The 25988-nt window shown below is 70.6% G+C and carries 24 protein-coding genes, 4 tRNA genes and 1 pseudogene; 5 read left to right on the top strand and 24 right to left on the bottom strand.

Annotation, left to right across the window (positions count from 1 at the left end; genetic code table 11):
• Positions 1–86 precede the first annotated feature (86 nt).
• From nusG to ACPXB1_RS04030, 10 genes are all read right to left on the bottom strand, one after another.
• Positions 87–809: a transcription termination/antitermination protein NusG gene (gene nusG, locus ACPXB1_RS04075; protein WP_053653972.1), complete on the bottom strand. Its 723-nt coding sequence runs from the start codon at positions 807–809 to the stop codon at positions 87–89.
• Between the two features lie 41 nt (positions 810–850).
• The gene (gene secE / locus ACPXB1_RS04070) at positions 851–1246 is read right to left on the bottom strand and encodes a preprotein translocase subunit SecE (protein WP_053654950.1); all 396 of its coding nucleotides are present in this window, start codon (positions 1244–1246) and stop codon (positions 851–853) included.
• Positions 1247–1458: 212 nt separating this feature from the next.
• A tRNA-Trp gene (locus tag ACPXB1_RS04065) sits at positions 1459–1531 on the bottom strand.
• A 129-nt stretch (positions 1532–1660) separates the two neighbouring features.
• The gene (locus tag ACPXB1_RS04060; RefSeq protein ID WP_355590440.1) at positions 1661–2053 is read right to left on the bottom strand and encodes a MaoC family dehydratase; all 393 of its coding nucleotides are present in this window, start codon (positions 2051–2053) and stop codon (positions 1661–1663) included.
• A gap of 1 nt (position 2054) precedes the next feature.
• Complete coding sequence (locus tag ACPXB1_RS04055) at positions 2055–2501, bottom strand: MaoC family dehydratase N-terminal domain-containing protein (protein ID WP_355590438.1); 447 nt, start codon at positions 2499–2501, stop codon at positions 2055–2057.
• Positions 2502–2627: 126 nt separating this feature from the next.
• Positions 2628–2795, bottom strand: a complete 168-nt coding sequence (gene rpmG / locus ACPXB1_RS04050; RefSeq protein ID WP_007073056.1) for a 50S ribosomal protein L33 — start codon at positions 2793–2795, stop codon at positions 2628–2630.
• A 132-nt stretch (positions 2796–2927) separates the two neighbouring features.
• Positions 2928–3000, bottom strand: a tRNA-Met gene (locus tag ACPXB1_RS04045).
• A 24-nt stretch (positions 3001–3024) separates the two neighbouring features.
• Positions 3025–3097 (bottom strand) — tRNA-Thr (locus tag ACPXB1_RS04040).
• Between the two features lie 93 nt (positions 3098–3190).
• Entirely contained in the window at positions 3191–5716 is a 2526-nt protein-coding gene (locus ACPXB1_RS04035) for a putative bifunctional diguanylate cyclase/phosphodiesterase (protein ID WP_355590435.1), read from the bottom strand.
• A gap of 61 nt (positions 5717–5777) precedes the next feature.
• Positions 5778–6002: a hypothetical protein gene (locus ACPXB1_RS04030; protein WP_355590432.1), complete on the bottom strand. Its 225-nt coding sequence runs from the start codon at positions 6000–6002 to the stop codon at positions 5778–5780.
• Between the two features lie 667 nt (positions 6003–6669).
• Here ACPXB1_RS04030 and ACPXB1_RS04025 point away from each other — a divergent pair.
• Entirely contained in the window at positions 6670–7602 is a 933-nt protein-coding gene (locus ACPXB1_RS04025) for a hypothetical protein (RefSeq protein WP_355631951.1), read from the top strand.
• 475 nt (positions 7603–8077) lie between these two features.
• Here ACPXB1_RS04025 and ACPXB1_RS04020 read toward each other — a convergent pair.
• A tRNA-Tyr gene (locus ACPXB1_RS04020) sits at positions 8078–8161 on the bottom strand.
• A gap of 147 nt (positions 8162–8308) precedes the next feature.
• Here ACPXB1_RS04020 and ACPXB1_RS04015 point away from each other — a divergent pair.
• Positions 8309–8803 (top strand): YajQ family cyclic di-GMP-binding protein, encoded by a 495-nt coding sequence (locus ACPXB1_RS04015; protein WP_053654008.1) that lies wholly within the window; start codon positions 8309–8311, stop codon positions 8801–8803.
• 57 nt (positions 8804–8860) lie between these two features.
• On the opposite strand, the gene ACPXB1_RS04010 is transcribed toward ACPXB1_RS04015, so the two are convergent.
• Positions 8861–9388 (bottom strand): dihydrofolate reductase family protein, encoded by a 528-nt coding sequence (locus ACPXB1_RS04010; protein WP_425734825.1) that lies wholly within the window; start codon positions 9386–9388, stop codon positions 8861–8863.
• 157 nt (positions 9389–9545) lie between these two features.
• Here ACPXB1_RS04010 and ACPXB1_RS04005 point away from each other — a divergent pair, with 157 nt between their 5' ends.
• A complete protein-coding gene (locus ACPXB1_RS04005; RefSeq protein WP_425734824.1) occupies positions 9546–10508 on the top strand; it encodes a MerR family transcriptional regulator in 963 nt (320 codons plus the stop codon).
• A gap of 111 nt (positions 10509–10619) precedes the next feature.
• On the opposite strand, the gene ACPXB1_RS04000 is transcribed toward ACPXB1_RS04005, so the two are convergent.
• The 9 genes from ACPXB1_RS04000 to ACPXB1_RS03960 all read right to left on the bottom strand — a co-directional run bounded on the left by ACPXB1_RS04000 (position 10620) and on the right by ACPXB1_RS03960 (position 20302).
• Positions 10620–11879, bottom strand: coding sequence for an MFS transporter (locus ACPXB1_RS04000; RefSeq protein WP_425734823.1), 1260 nt, complete (start codon positions 11877–11879; stop codon positions 10620–10622).
• Positions 11880–12022: 143 nt separating this feature from the next.
• A complete protein-coding gene (htpX, locus tag ACPXB1_RS03995) occupies positions 12023–12898 on the bottom strand; it encodes a zinc metalloprotease HtpX (RefSeq protein WP_355589472.1) in 876 nt (291 codons plus the stop codon).
• Between the two features lie 125 nt (positions 12899–13023).
• Entirely contained in the window at positions 13024–14505 is a 1482-nt protein-coding gene (locus ACPXB1_RS03990) for an NADH-quinone oxidoreductase subunit N (RefSeq protein ID WP_355589474.1), read from the bottom strand.
• Positions 14506–14618: 113 nt separating this feature from the next.
• Positions 14619–16127 (bottom strand): complex I subunit 4 family protein, encoded by a 1509-nt coding sequence (locus tag ACPXB1_RS03985; RefSeq protein ID WP_425734822.1) that lies wholly within the window; start codon positions 16125–16127, stop codon positions 14619–14621.
• Between the two features lie 173 nt (positions 16128–16300).
• Positions 16301–18226, bottom strand: a complete 1926-nt coding sequence (locus ACPXB1_RS03980) for an NADH-quinone oxidoreductase subunit L (protein ID WP_355589478.1) — start codon at positions 18224–18226, stop codon at positions 16301–16303.
• Positions 18223–18594 (bottom strand): NADH-quinone oxidoreductase subunit NuoK, encoded by a 372-nt coding sequence (gene nuoK / locus ACPXB1_RS03975; RefSeq protein ID WP_355589480.1) that lies wholly within the window; start codon positions 18592–18594, stop codon positions 18223–18225. The genes ACPXB1_RS03980 and nuoK overlap by 4 nt, the downstream gene beginning before the upstream one ends.
• Positions 18591–19148, bottom strand: coding sequence for an NADH-quinone oxidoreductase subunit J family protein (locus ACPXB1_RS03970; RefSeq protein WP_355589482.1), 558 nt, complete (start codon positions 19146–19148; stop codon positions 18591–18593). Before ACPXB1_RS03970 ends, nuoK begins: the two co-directional genes overlap by 4 nt.
• Positions 19149–19185: 37 nt before the next feature.
• Positions 19186–19785 carry a NuoI/complex I 23 kDa subunit family protein gene (locus ACPXB1_RS03965; RefSeq protein WP_425734821.1) on the bottom strand — a complete coding sequence of 200 codons (600 nt, stop codon included), beginning with the start codon at positions 19783–19785 and terminating at the stop codon, positions 19186–19188.
• An 85-nt stretch (positions 19786–19870) separates the two neighbouring features.
• On the bottom strand, positions 19871–20302 hold the full coding sequence (locus tag ACPXB1_RS03960) for an ester cyclase (protein ID WP_355589484.1): 432 nt from the start codon (positions 20300–20302) through the stop codon (positions 19871–19873).
• A gap of 86 nt (positions 20303–20388) precedes the next feature.
• Between ACPXB1_RS03960 and ACPXB1_RS03955 the strand changes: the two genes are divergently transcribed.
• The gene (locus tag ACPXB1_RS03955; RefSeq protein WP_355589486.1) at positions 20389–21408 is read left to right on the top strand and encodes a glutathione S-transferase family protein; all 1020 of its coding nucleotides are present in this window, start codon (positions 20389–20391) and stop codon (positions 21406–21408) included.
• Positions 21409–21572: 164 nt separating this feature from the next.
• On the opposite strand, the gene nuoH is transcribed toward ACPXB1_RS03955, so the two are convergent.
• Both nuoH and ACPXB1_RS03945 read right to left on the bottom strand, forming a co-directional pair.
• Complete coding sequence (gene nuoH, locus ACPXB1_RS03950) at positions 21573–22535, bottom strand: NADH-quinone oxidoreductase subunit NuoH (RefSeq protein ID WP_053654030.1); 963 nt, start codon at positions 22533–22535, stop codon at positions 21573–21575.
• A 338-nt stretch (positions 22536–22873) separates the two neighbouring features.
• A pseudogene (locus tag ACPXB1_RS03945) lies at positions 22874–23470 on the bottom strand (NADH-quinone oxidoreductase subunit C); the annotation flags it as partial.
• 116 nt (positions 23471–23586) lie between these two features.
• Here ACPXB1_RS03945 and ACPXB1_RS03940 point away from each other — a divergent pair.
• Entirely contained in the window at positions 23587–24633 is a 1047-nt protein-coding gene (locus tag ACPXB1_RS03940) for a glucose 1-dehydrogenase (RefSeq protein ID WP_355589488.1), read from the top strand.
• A 15-nt stretch (positions 24634–24648) separates the two neighbouring features.
• Here ACPXB1_RS03940 and ACPXB1_RS03935 read toward each other — a convergent pair whose 3' ends face one another.
• Positions 24649–25965, bottom strand: coding sequence for a DUF2252 domain-containing protein (locus ACPXB1_RS03935; protein ID WP_355589489.1), 1317 nt, complete (start codon positions 25963–25965; stop codon positions 24649–24651).
• Between the last annotated feature and the right edge of the window lie 23 nt (positions 25966–25988).

The raw sequence follows: 25988 nt of genomic DNA, 5'->3' as shown, positions 1-25988 counted from the left end.
CGCCGGCGCCCGCCGCGCCGCCGGTGTTCGCGGGGTTGGCCTTCGCCGTCGGTGGGGGCGGGGCGCCCCCCCCCCCCACGACCGGATCAGATCTTGGCGACCTGGTTGAAGTTGAGCTCCACCGGGGTTTCCCGACCGAAGATCGACACCAGCACCTTGAGCTTCTGCTGGTCGGCGTTGATCTCGCTGATCGTGGCCGGCAGCGAGGCGAACGCGCCGTCGGTGACGGTGACGGAGTCACCGACCTCGAAGTCGAGGACCTTGACCTCCGGCTTCGCCTTCTTCTGCTCGGTCTCGACCGCCGGCGCCAGCCACTTCAGCACCTCGTCGAGGGAGAGCGGCGCGGGCCGGTCAGCCCGGTCCGTCGCGCCGACGAAGCCGGTCACGCCCGGGGTGTTGCGGACACAGGAGTAGGACTCGGCGGTCAACTCCATCCGGACCAGGATGTAGCCCGGGAAGACCTTGGCCTGGATCTGAGAACGCTTACCGTTCTTGACCTCGACCTCTTCCCGGGTCGGCACCTCGACCTGGTAGATGAAGTCCTCCATGTCGAGGCTCGTGATCCGGGTCTCGAGGTTGGTCTTCACCTTGTTCTCGTAGCCGGCGTACGAGTGCACCACGTACCAGTCGCCCGGTGCGTAGCGCAGCTTCTGCCTCAGCTCGGCGACCGGGTCGTACTCCTCGTCCGGCGCAGGCTCGGTGGTGGGGAACTCCGGCTCGCTGGCGGCCTCAACCGACTCGTCACCAGCCGCCGTCGCGACGGTGGACTGCTCGTCCACCGGTCCGGCGGTCTCGTCGTACTCAGGCACGCTCGCTCACTTCCGTCACTATCGGCTCTGGAGGCAGCCGGTCAGTCCGAGTTGCCGAAGACAAACAGCACGACCTTGGCGAACCCGTAATCCAGCAGGGCAACGATCGTCAGCATCACCGCGACGAACGTCACCACCACCCCGGTGTAGGTCAGCAGCTCCTTGCGCGTCGGCCAGATGACCTTACGCAGTTCGGCAACGACCTCGCGGAAAAACCGGGCGATGCGTCCGAACACGCCTACCCGGGACGTTTCCGACCGAGTGGTCGGCCGGCTGTCCGCCGACTCGGCCCGGGCGCGCGACCGCGTCGCGGTGCCGCCCCGGGAGACCGGCTCGTCCTCCGCGCTGGTGGCGTCGTCGTCGGCTGCCTCGTCGACGATCTCGTCGTCCAGACGATCGTCGCCGTCGTCGTCGCCGCGCCGCTTGTTGTCGGCCACTTCGCCCTCCGTCGCGGAATCTCGGGTCGCACGCCGGGTGGCGTACGCGGCGCTGGTCACGCCGGCCGGGCCCAACCGTCCCGCGACGGGCCGCGGCCGGTGGATCAACCGGGGGCCCGATTGCCTCGGAACCACCCCGCCGATGCCACCACCACGGGCCGGACGCCGCCATGTCGGCGGCGCGACCCACGGGAACGGTCAGGCCTGAGGCGCAGGGGTGACAGGACTTGAACCTGCAGCCTGCGGTTTTGGAGACCGCTGCTCTGCCAATTGAGCTACACCCCTGTGCGGCAACACTCGCCCCACGCGGCCACAGACGACCGAGCAGGGGTCACTTGCCCCACGGCGGACCAGTGTACGGGTACCCGCCCGACTTTCCCAACCGGTCTACCCGCCACGCGTGGCGGGTCTGTTTCAGCGAGCCGTCCGGATGGTCGCCCGCGCCTGCGCGAGCACCTTCTCCCCCAGGCAGGTGGCGGTCACATCGAGCCGGGTGAGGCCGTCCTCGGTCACCTCGCGGACCACCGCGGACACCTCGATCTCGGTCCCCTCGTCGTCGTCCGGGACCACCACGGGCCGGGTGAACCGCACCCCGTACTCGACCACCGCGTCGGGCGCGCCGGCCCACTCGGTGACCGCCCGGCCGACAAGCGCCATTGTGAACATGCCGTGCGCGATCACGCCGGGCAGCCCCACCTTCGTGGCGACCCTGTCGCTCCAGTGGATCGGGTTGAAGTCCCCCGAGGCGCCCGCGTAGCGGACCAGGTCGGCGCGGGTCACCCGGAACGTCTTGGCTGGCAAATCCATCTCAGGCCTCCCCGCGTACGACGATCTTGGTCCAGACGGCGACCACCGGCTCACCGGCGACGGTGCTCACGTCGGTACGGGTGGTCAGGAAGCCGTGCCCGCCCCGGGTGGTGACGTCCTCGATGGTGCTCGTGCAGACCAGCTCGTCGCCCGCCACGACCGGCCTGGCGTACGCGAAACGCTGGTCACCGTGCACCACGCGGCTGTAGTCGACGCCCAACGCCGGGTCCTCGAAGATCTGCTGGTTCGCCGCTCCCGCGACGATCACCGGGAAGGTCGGCGGGGCGACCACGTCCGGATGGCCCAGGGCCTGGGCAGCCGCCGGGTCGTGATAGGCCGGATCGGTGGCGCCGATGGCGGTGGCGAACTCACGGATCTTTTCTCGGCCCACCTGATAGGGGGCCGTCGGCGGATACGTCCGGCCGACGAAGGAAGGGTCCAGAGACATGCCGCGAACCTACACGTACAAAACGATCGCCGACCTGGGCGGTCGACGGCGGTCAAGCCGCGTCGAACCGGTCAGATCGGCGATCGGAAAGCTTGCGACGGTGGCCGGCGCGAAGCCGGCCACGAGTCAGCGGGTCTCGCGGTGAACGGTGTGCCGACCGTCACGCGGGCAGAACTTCTTCAGCTCGATGCGGTCGGGGTCGTTCCGGCGGTTCTTGCGCGTGATGTAGTTGCGCTCCTTGCACTCCACACACGCCAAAGTGATCTTCGGCCGGACATCGGTAGCCTTCGCCACGGCGGAGTGCCTTCCTCGCTAACGGAAACAACTACGACGCGTCAGCCTAGACGCTGACTGCGCGGACATGCAAAGTGGGCGCCATTGGCGCCCGGGTTCACGACCACCGGGAACGAGCCCGGAAGACGAGAGTAGCGGTGGCCGGACTTGAACCGGCGACACAGCGATTATGAGCCGCTTGCTCTGCCATCTGAGCTACACCGCCGCGGTGGGTCCAGCTGAACCCTCGAGCCCCCTTACGGAATCGAACCGTAGACCTTCTCCTTACCATGGAGACGCTCTGCCGACTGAGCTAAGGGGGCCTGCGCGATCTCCCCGGGAGGCGCGCAGAAGTAAGAGTACACGGCACCTGCCGGCAGGTGAAATCGGATCCCCGGTGATCCTCTACGCCCAGCTCAGGGCACGACACGAAGGCGCGGAAGCTCCGTACCGGAGATCGCTTCGGGGTCGGCCTGAGCACCGAACCAGGCCGCCAGCCGCTCGTACGGCAGCGGCCGGCTGAACAGGAAGCCCTGACCGATCTCGCAGCCGATGTCCTGGAGAAGCTCCAGGGTCAGCTCGCTCTCCACGCCCTCGGCGACCACGGCCAGGCCGAACTGTTGAGAGAGCGTCACCACCGCGTTGACGATCGCCAGGTCACCCGGGTCGGTCGCCATGCCCTGCACGAAGGAGCGGTCCACCTTCACCTCGTGCACGGGCAGCCGGCGCAGGTGGGCGAGCGACGAGTCGCCGGTGCCGAAGTCGTCCACCGACAGCCGGACGCCGAGATCACGCAGCCGGTGCAGTGTCGGAATGGGCCGGTCGGTGCCGTCCAGCACCCCCGCCTCGGTGATCTCCAGGGTGAGGCGCTGCGCCGGCACCCCGTACTCGGTCAACAGCTCCTGCACCCGGTCCGGGAAGTGCCGGTCGGTGAGCGTACGGGCGGCGAGGTTGACAGCGATGGGCAGCGCCTGCTCTGCCTGGGCCCAGTCCCGGCTCCGCCGCAACCCCTCGCGGAGCACCACCTCGGTGAGCCGGCTCAGCTGGCCGGTGTGCTCGGCCACCGCCACGAAGTCCTCGGGGGCGACAGTGCCGTGGGTGGGATGCTCCCACCGGGCCAGGCACTCCACACCCACCAGCCGCCGGTCCCGCAGTGTCACCTTGGGCTGGAAGTAGACCTCCAGCTCGCCCTGGTCGAGCGCCCGGCGCAGATCGCCGGCCAGACCCAACCGGCGCAGCGACCGGGACTCCAGCGCCGGGTTGAACAGCTGCACGCTGCCCGGCACCGACTTGGCGGCGGTCGCCGCCAAGTCCACCCGCAGCAACAGGGTCGCGGCATCGCTGCCATGATCCGGGTGTACGGCGACACCGACCGCCGTGTTGACGTCGAGGGTGAGCGCGTCGAAGACCATTTCGTCGCGGATCTGGTCCCGCAGTTGACCGGCCAGCTCCAACGCCGCTTCGGCGCTCTCCAGACGCAGCGTCACCAGGAACTCGTCGCCGCCGACCCGGCCGACCAGGGCCGACGACGGCGCGCTGGCCCGCAACCTGTTGGCGACCTCGACGAGGACCTTGTCGCCTGCCGCGTGGCCGAGGGATTCGTTCACCTGTCGCAGCCCGTCGACGTCGAACAGCAGCAGCGCCACCACCTCGTCGGGCGCCCCGATCTTGGCCGATTCGTCAAGCGCCGCGATGATCCGGCGGCGGTTGGGCAGCCGCGTCAACGTGTCGTGGTACGCGTCGTGCCGCAGCCGGTCGACAAGCCGCGAATTTTCCAGCGCGACCGCCGCGTGCGCCGCCACCGTCTCGAAGATGGGGATGTCGCCGGGGGCGAAGTGGCCGATGTCGCTGAGCCGGTTCGCCACCTCCAGGGTGCCGATCACGGCCTGCCCGGAGCGCAGCGGCACCACGATCACGTCTTTGATCTCACGGGCGCTGATCTCGCGGCGCAGGGCGCTCTCGTCGCCGAGCAGACGCCCCATCGACAACGTCTTCGCAAGATCGCGCGCCCGCACCCGCAGGATCGCCGGCGTCGGGGCGACGTCCAGCAACCCCGGTGTGTCGACCCGGGCCGTCAACAGCACCTCCGGATGCCGGCCCTGGGCGGGCAGCCAGAGGGTGGCGGACTCCGCCTGCATGAGGGCACGAACCCGGTCGAGCAGGACATCGGCGAGTGCCGCGTCGGCGCCACTGGTGGTGATCAGCCGCGCCAGGTCGTACATGCCGGTGAGGGTGCGGTGCTGCCGGAAGAACTGGGCGTAGGACCGGTAGACAAGGGCGAGAGCGGCGAAGAGGGCAGCAAGCAGCAACGCCGACCACCACGTCGCTTCCAGCGCGATCAGGACGAGCAGGCCGACGGACGCGTTGATCGAGGTGGTCAGGAACACCGACGGTGTGGTCCGTAGGGCCTCCCGGCCAGCCTGCCAGCCCTGCAGGAGCACATGGACGCCGACAACCGAGATGAGGCTTACCAGCGTGATGGTGTTCACCGCGAGGAAGAGGCTGCCCCACGTGCCAGGACCCACGTCGTCAAGCGACGGCAGCCGCAGGAGCAACAGGCTGGCAATCGACGTGGCCGCCGCGGCCTTGGCGACGTTGAACCAGAACTTCGCCGGTGGGAAGCGCTGCGTGGCGCTCCAGATCAACGAGGCGAGCGTGTAGATCAGGACAACGGTCAGCGGCGGCAGGAAGAACAACGCCACGACGAGGGGGATCTCGGTGAGCGTCACGCCCACCGACTGCCGGCGGACGACGAAGTTCAGCACCGGAATGCTGATGCCCGCCATCGCCAGGAAGATCAGGAACGCCAGACCCCAGTTGCCGAACGGCTCATCGGAGATGACGCTGATGGCGGTGCAACAGAGGACTGCGAGCAGAGCCAGCGGGCCGGTGATAAACCAAGCGTGGTCCGTGGACTTGCGTCGTTGGTCACGCCTGGCCATACCGCTCCCTCGAAGAGACGCCGCCCGCTGGTGCTGCCCTCACGGGCGGCGACCGCGCCAGTTACCGGGCGTCGACGCCCCAGACGACGTCACCCTGGCTCGAACCCCAGACAACGTCACCGTCCTGGCCCGCGCCCCAGACCACGTCGCCCTGACTCGCGCCCCAGACGACATCGGCCAGTTGAGCCTTACCGCCGGACAGGGAGCCGGCGCCCTGCAGTCCACCGAGGACAGCAGCGAGCAAGAGGAGCGAGCCGAGCAGCCGGCCCAGCCTTCGACCAGACATGTTTGCTCCTGTCGGGGAAGTGTCACAGGGATGGTGGAGATTCCACGATCGTGCCACACGGTCGGTACGCAGAAAAGCGGTGAGGGCTGGACCCGTCCGAGCGTTCGCGAGGTTGCACCCTTCGGCCCACTCCGCCTCGACAAGCTGGGCCAGATCAGGGCCCCTTCCTGCGACATCAGCGCTTCACAGAGCGCTTGATGCGACCTTCAGCACAATTCACCCAGGGCACTGGAGCACCCGCCGGCCCAATCACAACCGGTTACGTTCCGTGATTTCCGGAACGGCATGGAGGCGCATCGACGCGGGTCCACGCATCGACCACCATACCCTCTAACGGGCTCGGCACAAGCAAGCGACCGAACCCGTTCGACGCGGGATGTGGATCTTGGCGACGACCAGGAACGACACTGCCCACCTCCTTCCTATCCTTTGGCAAAGGCCGTGCTGCTCGTGGCGGCTGGTGCGGACACCATCGACGCCGCGAGACCAGCCGCCGTCTCGTCGCGGACGTCCGCGTCCTCCGCACACAAGTCGACGAGGCGCGGCAGCACCGCGACTTCAACCTCTGCGAGCTGCTGTCCGCTACGTGACGGCAACCCGGCGCAACGGCAAGACGCGCCTACGCTGAGCGCACCTCGCCCGGCGATACTCCGGAGGGAGCCGTCCCGTGCCATCCGTGCTCGCCAACACCCTCCTCGCGGCCGCTTTGACCGCCGCGCCCATCCAGGTACCCACCGCCGCAGCACCGGCCTATCGCATGGTGGTCCTCGGAACCTTGGGCGGTGACAACAGCCACGCCAGCGCCATGAACGACCTCGGCGACGTGGTCGGGCGCTCGCAGGCCGCCGACGGCACCTACCGCGGCTTTTTCTGGCACCTGGGCCAAATGGTCGACCTCGGCGCCTTCGCACCCACCGACGTCAACAACCAAGGCCAGGTCATCGGCACCCGTGACGGCGGCTTAGGCCCACACATCTGGCACCAAGGTGTCCTGCGGCCACTGGTCGGCCTGACCGCCGCGCCCGTGGCGATCAACGACCGCGGCCAGATCGTCGGCAGCGGCGACACAGGTCCCGTCCTGTGGACGAACGGCCACGTCCGGCCCCTGCCCCTGGACGCGGTGTCCGACATCAACGAGAGCAGCCAGGTCTCCGGCGGCGTACTACACCCGCCGGACGGCTTCCACGCCGCCCTGTGGCACCTTGGACGCGGCACAGACCTCGGCGCCGGCCCCTTCAACCGCAGCAACACGTACGCCCTCAACGACCTCGGCTGGACGATCGGCTGGCAGTTCTCGGCCCAGCAGTACCCGCGCGGAATCCTCTGGCGGAACGGCCGCGCCATGGACATCGGCACCCTCGGCGGCAACACCACCGAGCCGCGGGCAATCAACAACAGCGGCGACATCCTGGCCATGTCCACCGCACCCGACAACTTCGCCCGGCCAGCGCTCTGGCGGCGCGGCGTCCTGCACGACCTCAGCCTCGCCGGGATCAGCAGACAGGGCGAGGTCGTCGACCTCGATGACCAGGGTCGCATCGCTGGGTGGATCCGCCAGGATTCTGGTGTCGTCCGGGCGGTCGTCTACCAACCGCAGTGACGGGCCGACGTGTGCGATCATCTCGACCGAGCTGGCGCCCCCATCCCGATCGCCCGCCCGACGAGGCGCCCCCGGCCACCGCTAACGGAAACGCGATGAATAAGTACCAGGCCACGCCTCTCCAGACACCCACAACGCTCATCGCCAATGCGACGGCGACCAAGCCACCGCCGACACTGCCGCCAACCCAACGCATCGTCACGCGATGATTGAAACAGGCCGCCGTCAGCTGTCCAGGTGTCAACGCCTGTCGAGGTGGGCCGTTGACACCTGAGCGCCTACCTTTCGATGGCGCCTCCGGGATGCCTCGACTGGCGTCGGAAGTGGTAGCAGGCGTGCCCGTCGGGCACCAAGGGGCACAAGATCGACCCGTCAACGATCTGCCCACGACCAGTCGGCAACCGCTGGACTCAGCCAGATCAACGGCGACGGCCCCCGATCAGCATCTCTGCTGGTCAGGGGCCGTGTCTGCACCTGGTGGCGGGTAGAGGATTCGAACCTCTGAAGCTTTCGCGACGGATTTACAGTCCGCTCCCATTGGCCGCTCGGGCAACCCGCCAGGGCACCCCACCGCGTCGCAACGCGGCGGCGGAAGCAAGGATAGCGGCTCACCCCGGGACCGGCGCAACCGGGTACGGTCAGGGGGTCGTGCCGCTGGTCGGCGGCCGATGGTAGGACCAGACCGCCGGACAGCAGGAGCAGACGCATGCCAGCGAACCCGTCTTTCGACATCGTGAGCAAGGTTGACCGTCAGGAGGTCGACAACGCCCTCCGTCAGGCGGAGAAGGAGCTCTCGACGCGGTTCGACTTCCGCGGTACGGGCGCGGAGATCTCCTGGTCGGGTGAGGAGGCGATCGGCTTGCAGGCGGAGACCGAGGAGCGGGTCCGCGCCGCGTTGGACGTCTTCAAGGAGAAGCTGGTCAAGCGGAACATCTCGTTGAAGTCGTTGGATGCCGGCGAGGCTCGGCCCTCCGGCAAGATTTTCAAGATCGACTGCAAGGTGATCCAGGGCATCGAGACCGACAAGGCCAAGGCGATCAGCAAGAAGATCCGTGACGAGGGCCCCAAGGGCGTCCAGGCCCAGATCCAGGGCGACCAGCTGCGCGTCACCGGCAAGAAGCGCGACGACCTCCAGGCGGTCATCTCGCTGCTCAAGGGTGAGGACTTCGGCGTCGCCCTCCAGTTCACCAACTACCGCTAGTCAGGTCCGGCCGCCGCCGGAGGCGAAGCAGGCTGGACGGCGGGTCGGGCCACTCTGTCAGCGGATGACGCTGTACCAGTGCGCGGTTTCGCCGGGCATCGGCGCCAGTCGCACCTGCGCGCCGCCCGGGTCGTCGAACATGCGGACCCCGTCTCCGAGCAGCACCGGCGCAAAGAAGATCAGCACCTCGTCGAGCAGCCCGGCGCGGAGGCACTGCCTGGCGACGTCCGCGCCGAGGACGTTCACGTATCTGTCGCCGGCAGCGTCCTTGGCCTGCGCGACGGCACTGCGCAGGTCACCGACGAACGTGACGTCCTCGGGTGGTTCGGCCGGCCGTCGGTGGGTGAGTACGAACACCGGTCCGTGGTACTGGCCTCCGAACGCTCCCTCACTGTCGGTGCCGCGGTTGGGGTCGTCGCCGCCGAAGGTGCGGTTGCCGGCCAGGATGGCGCCGACGTTCGCCAGCAGACGTTCGGCTGTCGCGTTCTCGCCGGTGAGGTGCTCGGTCAGCCACGACATGTCTCCGCCCGGCCCGGCAATGTAGCCGTCGAGTGACGCGGTCGCTGAGTACAGCAGCTTGGCCATGGTGGCCAGTCTGCTGGACCGGCTCAAGGCGGCAGATCAGCGGCACGCCGGCAACCGACACCACGGCCGCCGTCGCCAGCAGTCGCAACATGGGTACGTCGACGGCGACGGGCTAAGGCTTGCATCCGGTACCCGGGTACGGGCTTACCGTCGGATGGTGACCGACGAGCACCCAGCGGCCGACGACACGTGGGTTCCCGAGTCCTGCCGCCTGCCCACAGTTGAGCGGCCTGTCCGCCTCGCCGAGTTCGACAGGTTCTTCGCCGAGGCCGTCCGGCGGCTCGACCGGCCGTCGGCACGACACCTGCGACTACACCTGACCGGTACGGCGGAGGCCGAGCACACCGCACGGGACCTGAGCGCGCGAGAGTCGGCGTGCTGCTCGTTCTTCACCTTCGACGTCACGCGGCACGGCCCGGACGCGGTGACCTTCGATGTTCAGGTGCCAGAGTCGCGCGTCGGCATCCTCGACGCCCTCGCCAACCGGGTACGCGCAGCCGGCAGAGCCACACCCGACCGCACGCCCTCAGCCAAACCCAGCACGCACACGCCCCACGGCAGGCCTCCAGCCGCAAGCAACACGCACCCACCCGACGGCACGTCCCCACGCGAAAGCAGCACGCACACGCCCCACGGCACGCCCCCAACCGAAAGCAGCGCGCCGACACCCGCAGACCCGCCCGCGGCCACGCGCCCACGCGACGGGTTGCGCAGTGGTCAACTCGCGGACGCTGCCGAGGTGAATCCGCAGACCTTGCGCTACTACGAGCGTCGTGGGCTGCTCGCCGCGCCCAGGCGCTCGCCGGGCGGGCATCGGCTCTACCCTGCGGAATCGGTCACCCGGATCCGGGTCATCAAGACGGCGCAGCGTCTCGGCTTCACTCTCGATGAGGTCACTGACCTGCTCGGCGCGGGCCGGCGTCCCCGCGCACGTACCGGCCTGTCGGCCCGGGCCACGGCGAAGCTGGCCGAGGTGGAACGTAGGCTTGCCGACCTCACCGCTGTCCGGGACTCCCTGCTGGCGGCGATCTCGGCCGGCTGTGACGATCTGGTCGCCTGCGCGGGCAGCGCCTGCTGTCCGCTGCCCTTCGCGGGGGACCAGGCACCCGTTTGCCGATGAGATCGACTCGGGTTCCTGGAAATCGAGGTGTCCTGGCTACCGGGATGCCGCGATTTCACGGAAGCCGAGTCGATCAAGACGACGGCGACCACGAAAGCCGATAACAACCGGTCAGACGGCGACTGGTTCGTCGGCGCGTACCGTCGCGGTTTCCGCTCGGGCGATGGGCCCGGCGGGCAGTGCGGCTACCACTGCCGCGACGGCGACCGCCGCCCCGGCGAACACGAAGGCCCACGGCACGCCGCCGCCGTGATCCACGATCAGGCCGGCTCCCGCGCCGCCGACGGCGCTCGTCGCCACGGCCACGGTGACCACCCAGGTGTACGCCTCGTTCAGCATGCCCGTCGGCGCGATCCGGCCGACCAGGGTGTTCTCCAGGGTCAGCGCGGGTGCGATGGTGGCCCCGCCGATGACAAGCGCGACGCCAAGCGCCAGTGGTGTGGGCATCACCGCGAACACCAGGAACGAGCCGGCCACTGCGGCGAGCAGCAGCGCGAACTGTCGGGTCATGTTCGCGGCCGGCCGGCGGACACCGAACCAGAACCCGCCGATCGCGCTGCCGACACCCCAGACCGCCAGCAGGATCCCGGCGAGGCTCTCCGGGTCGTCGGCGCTGGAGTTGCCGGCGTACGCGGGGACTGTCACACCTGCGGCGCCGAACGCGATGCCGAGGCCTGCCACGCAGACAAGCAGGGCCGGGAAGCCGGCTACCCGCAGCGGGCCGAGCCCTCGGGCGTGGTGCTCACGCGGGTGCGGACGCCAGCCGCGCATGACCCGACCGAGGGCCACGGCGGTCGTGCCGACCAGGGTGACCACTGCCGCTCCGATCAGCGCGGCGGCAGCGTCGGCGAAGATGACGAAGCCGGCCACGAGCAGCGGCCCGAGCACGAAGACGATCTCGAAGAGCGAGGTCTCGGCGGCCAGTGCGGTGTTACGCAGGGCGTATCGGCCGGAGTTGAGGCTTGTCAGCTCGTTCCAGGCCCCGCGGATGGCGGCACTGAGCGGCGGGTACGTCGCACCGGCGACGCCGGCCGCCAGGTAGATGACCGGCAGGCCGTCGTCGCCCGCCCGGCTGGCCAGCAGCAGTCCGGTGAGCGCCAGCGGGTGGGCGACGGCGGTGACAAGCAGGACGGGGGTCGGGCCGACCCGGTCGGCGATCCGCCCGGCCACGGGGCTGAGCGCAGCGCCGGAGACGGCGTAGATCCCGCCCGCCACGGCGGCGAGAGCGTACCGCCCGGTCACCTGCTCGACCACCAGCAGCAGCGCCAGCGGGGTCATGCCGATCCCGAGCCGCCCGATGATGCCGGCGACCAGCAACATGGGAGCACCGGGGATCCGCCAGACGCCTAGGTACTGACGCAGCGCTGCCACCGTGGACCTCCGAGATTGTAATGAGCGTGAGCCGTAACGACCCTAACGCCGTCGATCGGTGGGCTGGTACCGGATATCGGCCGAGACACAGCTCCGCCCGCACCCGGTGACCGGGTACGGGCGGAGTGTCGAACGTCAGCGGGTCAGCGCTGGAACTGCACCGGCCCCGAGTTGGCGGCCATCTTCTCCAGCCGGGCGACCCGATCCTCCATCTTCGGGTGGGTGGCGAAGAGCGCCGAGACGCCACCACCCCGGAACGGGTTGGCGATCATGAGGTGCGCGGTGCTGGTGAGCTGGCCCTGGGCAGGCAGCGGCCGACGCCGCGCCACCGCATCGATCTTGCGCAGGGCGCTGGCCAGGGCCAGCGGGTCACGCGTCAGCGCGGCACCCGAGGCGTCCGCCTGGAACTCGCGGCTCCGGCTGATCGCCAACTGGATGATGCTTGCCGCGATCGGCCCCAGGATCAGGGTGAGCAGCAGCACTGCCGGGTTGGGCCGGTCCTCGTCGTCCCCGCCGCCCAGCGGAATGAAGAACGCGAGGTTCGCCAGCAGGGTGATGATGCTGGCGAGGCCGGCCGCCACGCTGGAGATCAGGATGTCCCGGTTGTAGACGTGTGACAGCTCGTGCCCGATCACACCCCGCAACTCGCGGTAGTCGAGAATCTCCGTGATGCCCTGGGTGACGCAGACAGCCGCGTTCTGCGGGTTACGACCCGTGGCGAACGCGTTGGGCTGCGCCGTGGGGCTGACGTACAGGCGCGGCATCGGCTGCCGGGCCTCGGTCGCCAACTCCCGCACCATCCGGTACAGCTCGGGGAACTGTGCCTCGCTGACCGGTTGCGCCCCCATCGAGCGCAAAGCGATCTTGTCGGAGTAGAAGTAGGAAACGCCGTTCATGACGAGCGAAACGACGACAGCGATGACCAGGCCGCCACTGCCGCCGAACCAGTAGCCCACCACGAGGATCAGCGAGGTGAGCAGGCCGAGCAGCGCGGCGGTCTTCAGACGGTTGTGGTGCACGATCACTCCTTCGGTGCACGGATCTCCGGGATCCGTCGACCGGTTCAACAACCCGGTACCCACCAACCATCCATCTCAACGCTGAGAGTTAACTGAGACATCCCCAGGTCGGAGCAGGTTTCGGGTCAGCGACCGGCCAGGTCGAGCACCAACTGGGGGGCGACGCCGAGCACCACGGCGGCCACCGTCGCCACCGCCAGCACCACACCCACCACGGGTACGGCCGCCACGCCGCTCGGACCCGCAGGAGCGGCGAGGCGCGGCGAGGCCCAGAGCGCGGCGGTCACCCGCAGGTAGTACGCCAACCCGATCACCGCGTTCACGGCCACCACGAGCGCCAGCCAGGCGCCGCCGCCGTCAAGCAGCGACCGGACCACAGTCACCTTCGCGAACAACCCGGCCAGCCCTGGCGGTAGGCCGGCCAGGCCCACCAGGGCGAGACCGAGAGCAGTTCCCCGCCACGGGTGCCGGCGGGCCGCTCCCCGCAGGTCCGCAAGCGTGCCGCCGTCCGCACCCACCGGGCGCAACGCGACCACCCCGGCGAACGCCGCCAACTCCAACACCACGAAGAAGACCGCGTACGCCATCGCGGCGGCGTACGCGGCGGACCGGGCCTCGCCCGTGCGGCCGGCGACCAGCGCCAACGCGCCGAGCGGAGCGAGGATGTAGCCGGCCTGGGCCACCGACGACCAGGCGAGCAGCCGGACGGTACGCCGTTGGCGCAGCGCCACCAGGTTGCCGACGGTCATCGTGAGCACCGCCAACAGGGCGAGCACCGGGCCCGTCTGGTCCGCCGGCAACGCCCGCTGCACCACAGCCAGCAGCGCCACCAGCCCACCCAGCTTCGACGCCGTCGACAGGTACGCGGCCACCGGCAGCGGCGCCCCGTCGTACGTTGCCGGTGCCCAGGCGTGGAACGGCACCGCCGCCACCTTGAACGCCAGCCCCAGCAGCAGCAGCGCCACGGCCGCGGTGGTAAGCGGCAGATCCCGCAGCTCCGGCCGATCTGCGAGCAACGCGCCGAGCCGGTCCAGGTGCAGCCCGCCGGTCACCGCGTACAGCAGGGCCGCACCGAGCAAGGTCAGCGTGGTGGCCACCACGCTCACCACGAAGAACGTCACCGCCGCCTCGGCACTGGCGAGGCTGCCCCGGCGCAGGCCGACAAGCACGTACAGCGGCAGGGTAAGCGTCTCCAGGGCCACGATCAGGGTGATCAGGTCACCCGCTGCGCCGAGCACCACGCCGCCGGTCATCGAGCAGGCGAGCAGGAAGCAGAACTCCCCCACCGGCGACCGCCCGGCCCGCAGCGCCGGCACCGACAACCCGAGCACAGCAAGGGTGAGCAGTGCCACCACCGCGCCGACAAGAGCCGCCCGACCACCGAAGATCCAGGAACAGTCGGCGCCGACACAGAACGTCCGCCGCTGCTCCCCCGCGCCGACCAGAGCGGAGCCGACGGCGGTGCCTGCCGCGCCGAGCGCGGCCACCACAATCGTCGCCCGTGGCCGGGCCAGCAGCAGATCGGTGAGCAGGACGAGCACGGCGGTGCCTGCCGCCAGGTATCCGGGCAGCAGCGCCACGCTGTCCACGCTCTGCACCATGGTCACGGGGCCACCTTCGTTCGCGACTGCGGGGCTCGCAACACCGGCTCACTCCTCGCGCTCACGGGCCACCTTCGTTCGCGACTGCGGGGCTCGCAAACCCGGCTCACTCCTCGCGCTCACGGAGCCACCACCCCGATCAGCGCGTCGACAGGCGCCTCGGCGACGCCCAGGACCAGCGCCGGGACCAGCCCGATGGCAAGCGCGAGCAGCACCAGCGGTGCCCACGCTGTCACTTCCGCGCCGGCCAGGCCGGGCCCGGACCGACCCACCGCCGGACTCGGCCGGCCGTGGGTGACCTGACGCAACAACCGCAGGAAGTACGCGGCGGTGAGCGCGCCACCGACCGCCGCCAGCACCCCGAGGGTGGTCCACAGCGGTCCGCCCACCTGCACCGCAGCGACCACAGCGAACGCCTCCCCCCAGAAGCCGGCAAGCCCGGGCAGGCCGAGCGACGCGACAGCCGCGAACGCGAGCAGACCGGCCAGGCGGGGCGCGGTCTCCCGCAGCCCGGACAGGTCGGCCAGCGTGCCAGTGCCGGTACGGTCCTTCACCGCCCCGGCCAGGAAGAACAGCAGGCCGGTGATGACACCGTGCGCGATGTTGCCGATCAGCGCGGCCTGGATGCCGGTGGCCGTCAACGTGGCGACGCCCAGCAGCACGAAACCCATGTGCCCCACGCTCGAATACGCGATGAGCCGCTTCACATCGGTCTGGGCGAGGCAGACGAGAGAACCGATCAGGATGGCGGCGACGGCCAGCACGCCCAACACCGGCGCCGCCCACCGCGCACCCTCCGGTGCCACCCCCACCGCCACCCGGATCAGGCCGTAGGTGCCCATCTTGAGCAGCACCCCGGCCAGCACGATGCTGCCCACCGTCGGCGCCTGGGTGTGCGCGTCGGGCAGCCAGGAGTGCAGCGGCCAGAGCGGACTCTTCACAGCGAACGCCAACGCGAGCAGCGTGAACGCTGCCAACTGGGTGCCCCGGGACAGCCCACCGCCACCGGTAAGCGCCACCACGTCGGCGGTGCCTGCGGCGGCGACCACGACGTACACGCCGACCAGCAGCAGCACTGACCCGAACAGCGTGTAGAGCGCGAACTTCCGGGCTGCCCGCCGCCGGTCCGCACCACCCCAGCCGGCGATGATCGCGTACATCGGCAGGAGGACGACCTCGAAGAAGAGGAAGAACAGCACCAGGTCCAGGGCGAGGAAGGTGCCCAGGATGCCCACCTCGACCACAAGCAGCAACGCCACAAGCGACCGGCCGCTGCCGCCCTCGGGCACCCGCCACATCGTGTACGCGCAGCACAGCAGCGTGAGCAGCGCCGTCAACACCACGAGCGGCCAGGAGATCCCGTCGACGCCGAGGTGGAAGCGCAGGTCCAGGCCGGGCACCCACTGCAGGTCCACCTGATGCCACGGGCGCACCGCCGGCGTGCCCGCCGACCAGGCGAACCACCCCCGGCCCCCGAACACCAGCGGTACCGCGGCCAGCAGGGTCAGCGCCGCCGCGACAGTGCCCACCAGCCGGGCCGCCCGGTCCCGGGGCGTCGCCGCCACCGCTACCGCGCCGAGCGCCGGCACCACCAGCACCGCAACAAGCAACACCTGGCCAATACTCATGGCGTCGCCTTCGTTCGCGACTGCGGGGCTCGCAACACCGGCTCACTCCTCGCACTCACCGGGCCACCTTCGTTCGCGACTGCGGGGCTCGCAACACCGGCTCACTCCTCGCGCTCACCGGGCCACCTTCGTTCGCGACTGCGGGGCTCGCAACACCGGCTCACTCCTCGCACTCACCGGGCCACCCCGATCAGGGCCGCCGCCAGGCCGATCAGCAGCGCACCGGCAAGCACACCGGCCGCCGCGCGGGGCAACGCCGCACGGTGCAGCGCGGCCAGCCCGGCGCCCAGCCCGGACGCGACCCGCCCACTGCCCTCGACAGCGCCGTCCACTACCGACTCGTCACCGGTACGCGCGGCGCGCGCAAGCGCCCGGACGGGACGTACGACAAGTGTGTGCTGGACGTCGTCGAGCCGGAACGCGCTGGCGAAGACCGGCCGCAGCGGACCCAGCGCGCCCGCCGGGTCGGCGGTGGTGTCCCGCCGCCAGCCCAGCCAGACCAGCCCCGCCCCGGCCAGCAGCAACGCCAGCGGCAGCAACAGCCCCGGCCCGATGTGGACCAGACCGTCCTCGGCACCGGCCACCGGCACTGTGGCGAACCGCAGCCGGTCGGCGAACGCCCCGACGAACCCGGCGAGGCCGAGCAGCGCGGCCGGCACGGCCAGCAGCAGCACCGGCCACCGCATGACGGCCGGCGGGTCGTGCGGCTGGACCAGCGGCAGCCGGGGAGCGCCGAAGAAGGCTCGCAGCAGCAGTCGGCCGGCGTACCAGGCGGTGATCGCCACGCCCACGAGCCCGGCGAGCCAGACCAGCCAGCCCACCCACGACGGCGCCGGGCCGGTGCCCTCCAGGGCGGCCGACTCGGCGACCGCCAGCACGCCGTCCTTGCTCCAGAAGCCGGCCAGCGGAGGCACCCCCGCCAGCGCGCCCAGGCCCACCACGGTGCACCAGAACGTCACAGGCATGCTGCGGCGCAGCCCGCCCATCTCCGACATGAGGGTGGTGCCCACCGCGTGGATCACCGCGCCCGCCGCGAGGAACAGCAACGCCTTGAACGCCGCGTGGGTGAGCAGGTGGAACAGCGCTGCCGACGGCGAACCGACAGCCAGCGCGCCGGTCATGTAGCCCAACTGGGAGACGGTCGACCAGGCCAGCACCCGTTTGATGTCGTCCTGCGCGGTGGCTGCCAGCGCGCCGAGCAGCAGGGTGATCGAACCGATCACGCCGAGCACTGTCAGCGTCACCGGTGCGGCGGTGAACAGCGGGTAGAGCCGGGTCACCGCGTACACCCCGGCGGCGACCATCGTCGCGGCGTGGATCAGCGCGGAGATGGGCGTCGGTCCGGCCATCGCGTCCGGCAGCCAGGTGTGCAGCGGGAACTGGGCGCTCTTGCCGGCAACCCCGGCCAGCAGCAGCAGACCGGCGGCGGTCAGGGTCGCGCCGGAGTGGTCGTGGGCGAGCACGTCGGCGATCCGGAAACTGCCCGCCGACACGCCGAGCAGCGCGATGCCGAGCAGGAAGCCCACATCGCCGACCCGGGTCACCAGGAACGCCTTCATGGCGGCGGCCGGAGCGCCGGGCAGTCGCCGGTCGTGGGCGATGAGCAGGTACGAGCAGAGGCCCATCACCTCCCAGCCGACAAGCAGCATCACCAGGTCACCCGCGACGACCACCAGCAGCATGGCGGCGGTGAAGAGGCTGATCTGGGCGGCGTACGGCGGGTAGCGGTGGTCGACGTCGACGTCGTCGTGTGGACCGCGCCGCAGGTAGCCGATCGAGTAGACCTGCACGGCAAGCGCGACAGCTGTGACAGCGACGGCGACGAGTGCGGCGGCGCCGTCCAGGCGTACGCCGAGGGTCACCGTCAACCCGCCGAGGTCGATCCAGGTCGTCGAGGTCTCCGTCGGGGAGTCGACTGTGACAAGCAGCGCGACGGCCAGCGCCAGCGCGACGGCGGCACCGGCGACCCCGAGCGCCACTGCCACCCGCCGCGCCCGCTCACCCCCGCCCGGATCGCGTGGGGCCGGCGGCAGCAGCAGCCCGACCAGACCTGCCACCAGCGGTACGGCGGGCAGCAATGCCCCGAGCAGCCCGCTCACCGGCCCACCTCCGGGCCCGCGGTGGCCGGCTCCCGCCCAGCGCCGGCCTCCGGCGGGTCAGCGGGCTCGGTGAGCGGCACCTCGTCCACCGCCACTGTCGCCCGCAGACGGTAGAGCTGAAGGACGATCGCCAACCCCACTCCGATCTCCGCGGCGGCGAGAACGATGACGAACAACGCGAAGACCTGACCGGAGTGCGGCAGCACCGCACGGGCAGTCGTGTCGGCGGTGACGAGGATGAGGTTCACCGCGTTGAGCATCAGCTCGACCGACATCAGCACCAGCACGGCGTTGCGACGGCGCAGCACGCCGTACACGCCGAGGCCGAACAGCAGCGCGGCGGTGACGTACGGGATGACCGGCCTCACCGGCGACCCCCGGAGTCCACCTCGGCCGCCGTACCCGTCCCGTCGCCGGGCGGGGCCTGCCGGCCGATGTCCGGCCGGGACAGCACCACAGCGCCGACCAGGGCGGACAGCAGCAGCACGGAGAGCACCTCGAACGGCAGCACCCACGAGGCGAAGATCTGCTCGCCGAGCCGTTCGGCGGTGCCCGTGTCGGGCAGCGCGACTGTGCTCCACCGGTACGCGTCGACAAGCAGGACGCTCAGGCCCAGGCCGGCGCCACCACCGATCAGCGCGGCCGGCCAGCCGGGCCGGTCCAGATCGTCGGACGCTCCGATCGGGGCCCGCGTCAGCATCACCGCGAACAACAGCAGCACCACCACCGCGCCCACGTAGATCAGCACCTGCACCCAGGCGACCAACTCGGCGCCGAGCACCAGATAGTCACCGGCCAGGGCGCCCAGACACACCACAAGGTAGAGCCCGGCCCGGACCAGGTGCTTCGTGGTCACCACAAGCACCCCGGCACCGACCGCGACCGCGCCCAGGGCGAGCAGCAGCACGTCCGCCCCGGTCACCGGGCCCCCCTCCCGGCGCGATCCGCCGTTCGCGGTGTCACGACGCGGAACCCGGTTCGGGGCGTACGGCGGAAGGGGCCGGACGCACGGCGGCCTTGCGCGCGGCCGCTGTCTCCTCCTTCGCCGGCTCGCCGTTGGGGTCGTGGGCGGGCGGCGGTGGAACCGTGGCCATCCACTGGCCCAGGTGGGCCTTGTCGTGCAGCAGGTCCTTGATGTCGTACTCGGCGTACTCGAACTCCGGCGACCAGTAGAGCGCGTCGAACGGGCAGACCTCGATGCAGATGCCGCAGTACATGCAGAGGGAGAAGTCGATGTCGAACTTGTCGAGGACGTTGCGCTGGCGGGGGCGGGCGGCGCCGGGCACCGCCACCTCCTCCTTGTGCGAGTCGATGTAGATGCACCAGTCCGGACACTCGCGGGCGCAGAGCATGCAGACCGTGCAGTTCTCCTCCGACAGGGCGATCACGCCACGCGAGCGGGGCGGCAGCTCGGGGGCGACGTCCGGGTACTGCTGGGTGGTCGAGCGGCTGGTCATCGTCTTGAAGGTGACCGCCAGCCCCTTTACCAGGCCCGCGCCGGGCAGGCCGCGCTCGCTGGCGTCGCCGGCCGGGTCGCCGTGCTCGCTGGGGTCGGTCATGTCGACCATCCTGCCCTGTGGCACCGGCGCGCGCGACCACCCCCCGCAGGTCTGCGGCGGGACTGTGGCCGACGCCGAGAGCGGCTCACGCCCCGGGGGCGGTGAACCCGCCGACCGGCGGCAGCATCTCGACGCCGAGCTGCTGGAGCAGTTGGAACAGCTCGGTGCAGCTCCACACCTCGACGATCCGGCCCGCCGCGTCGAACCGCAGGAACGTCGCACCCGAGTAGCTGACCACCTGACCGGTCGGAGGCACCGGCCCGAACTGGCCCGCGTGGGTGCCGGCCGCCCGCCAGTGCACGGCGACCCGCTCACCGGCGGCCACCACGTCCACGATCTTGTAGCGCAGGTCCGGGAAGGCCGCCCGCCGCTCGCGGTGCCAGGCAAGCGTCGCCTCCGGCCCGGTGCCGCCCAGCCCGGGGCACTCGTCGGCGATCAACTCGTACGCCGACTCCTCCTGGCGGGCGTTCCACACGTCGGCGACGAAGCGGCGCGCCGCCGCCTGGACATCCGTCATGACGGCAGGGTAGCCGGGCTCACCGCATCAACAGGTTGGAGATCAGTAAGGATGGGAACAGACACTGACCTGACCAGGAGGGCGACGTGGGCGAGGAAACAGGCGGCAAATACGTCGAGCCGGGCGGCGAGTTCACCCGGGACCAGCGCTACATCGCCACCCGGATCACCATGGACGGGCGGGACGGCTATCCGGTCGAGCCGGGCAGGTACCGGCTGGCGGTCAGCCGAGCCTGCCCGTGGGCCAACCGCCTGATCATCGTGCGGCGGCTGCTCGGCCTTGAGGACGCCATCTCGATGGCGGTGGCCGGCCCGACCCACGACGCCCGCAGTTGGACCTTCGACCTCGACCCCGGCGGGCGGGACCCGGTGCTCGGCATCGAACGCATCCAGGAGGCGTACTTCAAGCGCTTCCCCGGCTACGAGCGGGGCATCACGGTGCCGGCGATCGTCGACGTGCCGACCGGGCAGGTGGTGACGAACGACTACGCGCAGATGAGCCTCGACCTCTCCACGGAGTGGACGGCCTACCACCGTGCGGGCGCGCCGCAGCTGTATCCCGAGCACCTGCGGGAGCAGATCGACGAGGTCAACGGCGCGGTGTTCGCCGACGTCAACAACGGTGTCTACCGGTGTGGGTTCGCGGGCAGCCAGGAGGCGTACGAGAAGGCGTACCACAGGCTCTTCGACAGGCTGGACTGGTTGACCGCGCGGCTGACCGACCAGCGGTACCTGGTCGGCGACACCATCACCGAGGCCGACGTGCGGCTGTTCACCACACTGGTCCGGTTCGATCCGGTCTACCACGGCCACTTCAAGTGCAACAGGCAGAAGCTGAGCGAGATGCCGGTGCTGTGGGCGTACGCCCGGGACCTGTTCCAGACCCCCGGGTTCGGCGACACCATCGACTTCGACCACATCAAGCGGCACTACTACGAGGTGCACCGGGACATCAACCCGACCGGGATCGTCCCGCTCGGCCCCGACCTGTCCAACTGGCTCACCCCGCACGGTCGGGAAGCCCTCGGTGGCCGCCCCTTCGGCGACGGCACCCCACCCCCGCCCCCGGCCGAGCCGGTAGACCCGGCCCACACCCCGCTGCGCTGAGCCCCAACCCCACCGCGCCGCCACCACCCCGCCACCTCCGCGATCTTGCACTTTGTGACGCCGGTATGCCTGGTTGGCCACATTTTGTCGAGGCAGAAAGTGCAAGATCGGCGCGGTGGGGTGGGGTGGGGTGGGGGCGGGGCGAGGGCGGGGGTGGGCTTGGGTTACAGGGCTACACGGACAGCTGCCGTGAGGACCAGCTGGGCCAGGGCGGCCGGCACCAGCACCAGCCAGCAGAGCCGCTGGAGCTGGTCCTCGCGCAGACGCGGGTACGACACCCGCAGCCAGATGATCACGAATGCGACGGCGAAGACCTTGAGCAACGTCCAGAGCCAACCCAGCTGGTCGTCGGCGAACGGGCCCTGCCAACCGCCGAGGAACAGCACAGTGGTCAGCGCGGCGATCACCACGATGCCCACGTACTCGGCGAGGAGGAAGAACGCGAAGCGCAGACCCGTGTACTCGGTCATGTAGCCGAACACCAGCTCCGAGTCGGCCACCGGCATGTCGAACGGCGGCCGGCGGATCTCGGCCAGCCCGGCCACGAAGAAAATGATCATCGCGGGCGCCTGCCAGATGAGCCACCACGGCTGCCACGCCTCGACGATGCCGGACAGGCTCAGCGTGCCCGCCGCCATCGCCACCGAGGCCGCCGCCAGCACCAGCGGCAGTTCGTAGCCGAGCAACTGTGCGGCCCCGCGCAGCCCACCAAGCAGGCTGTACTTGTTTGCCGACGCCCACGCCGACATGAGCACCGCCACCACACCGACGCCGACAACGGCCAGCACGAAGAACAGGCCGATGTCCAACGGTTGCCCGACCAGGTCGTTCGGGCCGAGCGGGATGACGAGCAGCACCAGCAGGTACGGCACGAGCGCCACCGCCGGCGCCAGCCGGAACACCGCCCGGTCCGCCTCACGCGGTGTGATGTCCTCCTTCTGGACGAACTTGACGCCGTCGGCCACGAGCTGCGCCCAGCCGTGGAAGCCGCCCGCGTACATCGGGCCCAGGCGACCCTGCATGTGGGCCATCACCTTGTGCTCGGCCTGACCGACAAGCAGCGGCAGCGTGAGGAACGCGACAACCACGCCGCCGATCCGGAGCACCAACTCCACCCAGAGCGGCATCAGGGCGTACCCCCGTCGTGGTCGGTGCGGTCGTCGCGTCCTGGCGGGTCCGCTACCGGCCCGCCGCCCGGCACGGGCTGGTCCGCCGCGCTCGCGCCCGGCCCGGCCCCGTCACGCGCGGCAGCGTCGGCCCCGGGCTCGCCGGCGGCCGGGCCCGCGCCGGGTGCAGGCTCGCCGGCGGCCGGGCCCGCGCCGGGCGCCGGCTTGCCGGTCGGCGCCCGGCCGTCGGCAGGGGCGGCGGCCCGGGGGGTACGCGCCGGACGGGCCCCCGGTGCCGGACGGGCGGGCCGCTCACCGGCTGGTCGAGCCGGGGTGCCGCCGCGCGGCCCCTCTCCCACGCCGCCCGCACCCGCAGGGGTGGGGACGGTCCCCCACTCACCCGGGGCGGGCACGCCCGGCGGGCGGATCGGTCGACGGCCACCGCCGGCCTCCGACTCGCCCGGTTCCTTCGCTCCGGGCCAGGGCTTGGCCACCCGGGAGGCGAGCACGAACTCCTTGCGCAGCGGATGGCCCTCGAACTCCGGCGGCAGCAGCAGCGGTCGCAGTTCCCCGTGGCCGTCGAAGCCGATGCCGAACATCTCGTGGGTCTCCCGCTCGTGCCAGGCGGCACCCGGGTAGACGTCGACCACCGAGGCCACCGTCGGCGCCTCGCGCGGCAGCCGGGTGCGCAGCAGCACGCCGTGCCGCAGCCGCGTCGACCAGAGATGAGCCACCACGTCGAAGCCCTCGGCCAGCTCGTCCACCGCCGACAGCCAGTCGAAGTAGTCGCAGGCCAGCTCGGTGTCGTCGCGTGCTGCGCGCACCGCGGCCGACCAGCTCGACGGGGGTACGTCGACGGTGGCCCGGGCGTACTGCTGCCCGCCGGAGACCGACGGGGTCGCCTCGACCGGCGCGAGCAGCGCGACCAGCCGAGCGCCGACCTCTTCGGGAGTCATGCCGCTGATCCTAGGGCGTCGGTCCGGCACCGGCCCGGCCCGCGCCGGACCACAAGCGTCCGGCGATCTGCCGGCTTTGCGGGGCGACGCGACGGCCGGCGGGGAAAGATGAGGGTGTGCGCGCTGTGACTGTGGAACCCGGAGTCGCCAACTCGCTGAGCCTGATCCAGGATCAGCCGGAGCCGGCACCCGAAGAGGGCGCGATCCTTGTCGAGGCGCTGTCGGTGGGCATCTGCGGCACCGACCACGAGATCATCGCCGGTCTGTACGGCGAGGCGCCGCCCGGCGCGGACCGGCTGGTCATCGGGCACGAGTCGTTGGGCCGGGTGCTGGAGGACCCGACGGGCACCCTGCAACCCGGCGACCTGGTGGCCGGGATCGTCAGGCACCCCGACCCGGTCCCCTGCTCCAACTGCGCGGTCGGCGAGTGGGACATGTGCCGCAACGGCCTGTTCACCGAGCACGGGATCAAGGCGCTGGCCGGCTTCGCCCGCGACCGGTGGCGGATCCAACCCCACTTCGCCGTCAAGCTCGATCCGGCGTTGTCACGCGTCGGTGTGCTGCTGGAGCCCACGAGCGTGGTGGCAAAGGCGTGGGACCACATCGAGCGCATCGGGCACCGGGCCGAGTGGCAGCCGCAAACCGTCCTGGTGACCGGGGCCGGGCCGATCGGGTTGCTTGCCGCGCTGCTCGCCACCCAACGCGGGTTCGCCGTCCACGTGCTGGACCGGGCGAGCGGCGGGCCGAAGCCCGAGTTGGTCGCCGCGCTCGGCGCCACCTACCACACGGTGTCGGTGAACGACGTTCCCATCGAGCCGGACGTCGTGGTCGAGTGCACCGGCGCGCCCACGGTGGTCCTCGACGTGATGTGCAAGGCGGCCCCGACCGGCATCGTCTGCCTTGCCGGGGTGTCCAGCGGCGGTCGGCGCATCGACTTCGACGCGGGCGCCCTCAACCGGGAGTTGGTGCTGGACAACACCGTGGTGTTCGGCTCGGTGAACGCCAACCGCCGGCACTGGGACCTCGCCGCGCAGGCGCTCGCCCAGGCCGACCACAACTGGCTCAGCTCGCTGATCACCCGGCGGATGCCTGTGGAGGGGTACGCCGAGGCGTACACCGCCGGACCGGACGACATCAAGGTGGTGCTGGACTTCGCGTCCTGAGCGGCGGGCCACCGCTCAGATGCCGGGCAGCCGACCGTTGCGGAACAGGTCCACGAAGAGCTGGTGATCCTGCCGGGCACGCACCCCGTACGCGTGCGCGAAGTCCACCAGGTGGGTGACGAAGCCCGACTCGTCGGAGCCCACCGCCGCCACTATCGCCTCCTCGGTGGAGTAGTCCACCAGGTCGTGACTGGACTCGTCGTCGGCGACCGAGTGCATCCGGGCCACCGCCCGGCCCAGGTCGGCAAGGATTCCGGTCAGGTCCTCCGGCTCGTTGACGTCCGCCCAGTCCAGGTCGGCGGCGTACGGGGAGACCTCCGCGACGAGCTGGCCCACCCCGTCCAGCTCGGTGAAGCCCAACCATGGGTCGGCGTGCGCCTGCAACGCCCGCTGCGACTCGGCGGTCCGGTGCCCCTGGTGCCGGAAGTAGTTCCGCACCGACTCGTCGGTGCTGTACCGGGCCACCGCCGGCACCTGCGCCTGCTTCATGTAGATCACGACGTCGTTCTCCAGCGCCTGGGTGTGCCCCTCCAGCAGCAGGTTGTACGACGGCAGCCCGGCCGATCCGATGCCGACACCCTTGCGCAGCACCACGTCCTTGATCTGTGCGGCGAGCGGGCGGGGCCGGGTCGACGTGGCGGGCAGGGTGCCCAGGTACTCCTGGAAGGCCGCGACGACATTGCCCCGGGTGTCGCCGCCGACAGCGAAGACCCCGTCGCCGATCGAGAACCGCCGCTCGTAGTTGTCGACGGTGGTCTGCGCGGCGAGCAGGTCGACCCGCGTGTTGAGCCGGGCCTGCTGGAGCACCCGACGCAGCACTCCGTCGGCGTTGTCCAGGGTGATCGAGCCGATCGCGTCGTCCCCGCCGGCGGCGATCGCCCGCAGCTCGGTCAGGTACGACCCGGCGAACCCGGCCACCAACTCACCGATCACCGCATCCGAGAGCGCCTTGCTGTAGCCAAGCAGCGCCACGCTTGCCGCGAACCGTCGCAGGTCCCAGGTGAACGGCCCCACGTACGCCTCGTCGAAGTCGTTGACGTTGAACACGAGCTGCCCGGAGGCGTTCATGTAGGTGCCGAAGTTCTCCGCGTGCAGGTCACCGTGGATCCACACCCGGCTGGTCCGCTCGTCGAGGAACCGGTCGTCGGCGAAGTCGCCGCGCTGGTCGGCGTAGAACAGCGCGGCGCTGCCCCGGTAGAAGGCGAACGGTGACGCGGCCATTTTGCGGAACTTGCGGCGGAAGGCGGCCGGGTCCATCGCCATCGACGCGCCGAACTCCTCGGTGAGCACGTCGATGATGTGGGCGGAGCGCTTGTCCACGGAGTTGCTCATGCTGCGCAGGCTAGCCCCGCCCG

The organism is Micromonospora sp. DT68, from assembly GCF_049847245.1.
GTDB lineage: Bacteria > Actinomycetota > Actinomycetes > Mycobacteriales > Micromonosporaceae > Micromonospora > Micromonospora profundi.
This window is presented reverse-complemented; position numbering and strand designations above follow the sequence as displayed.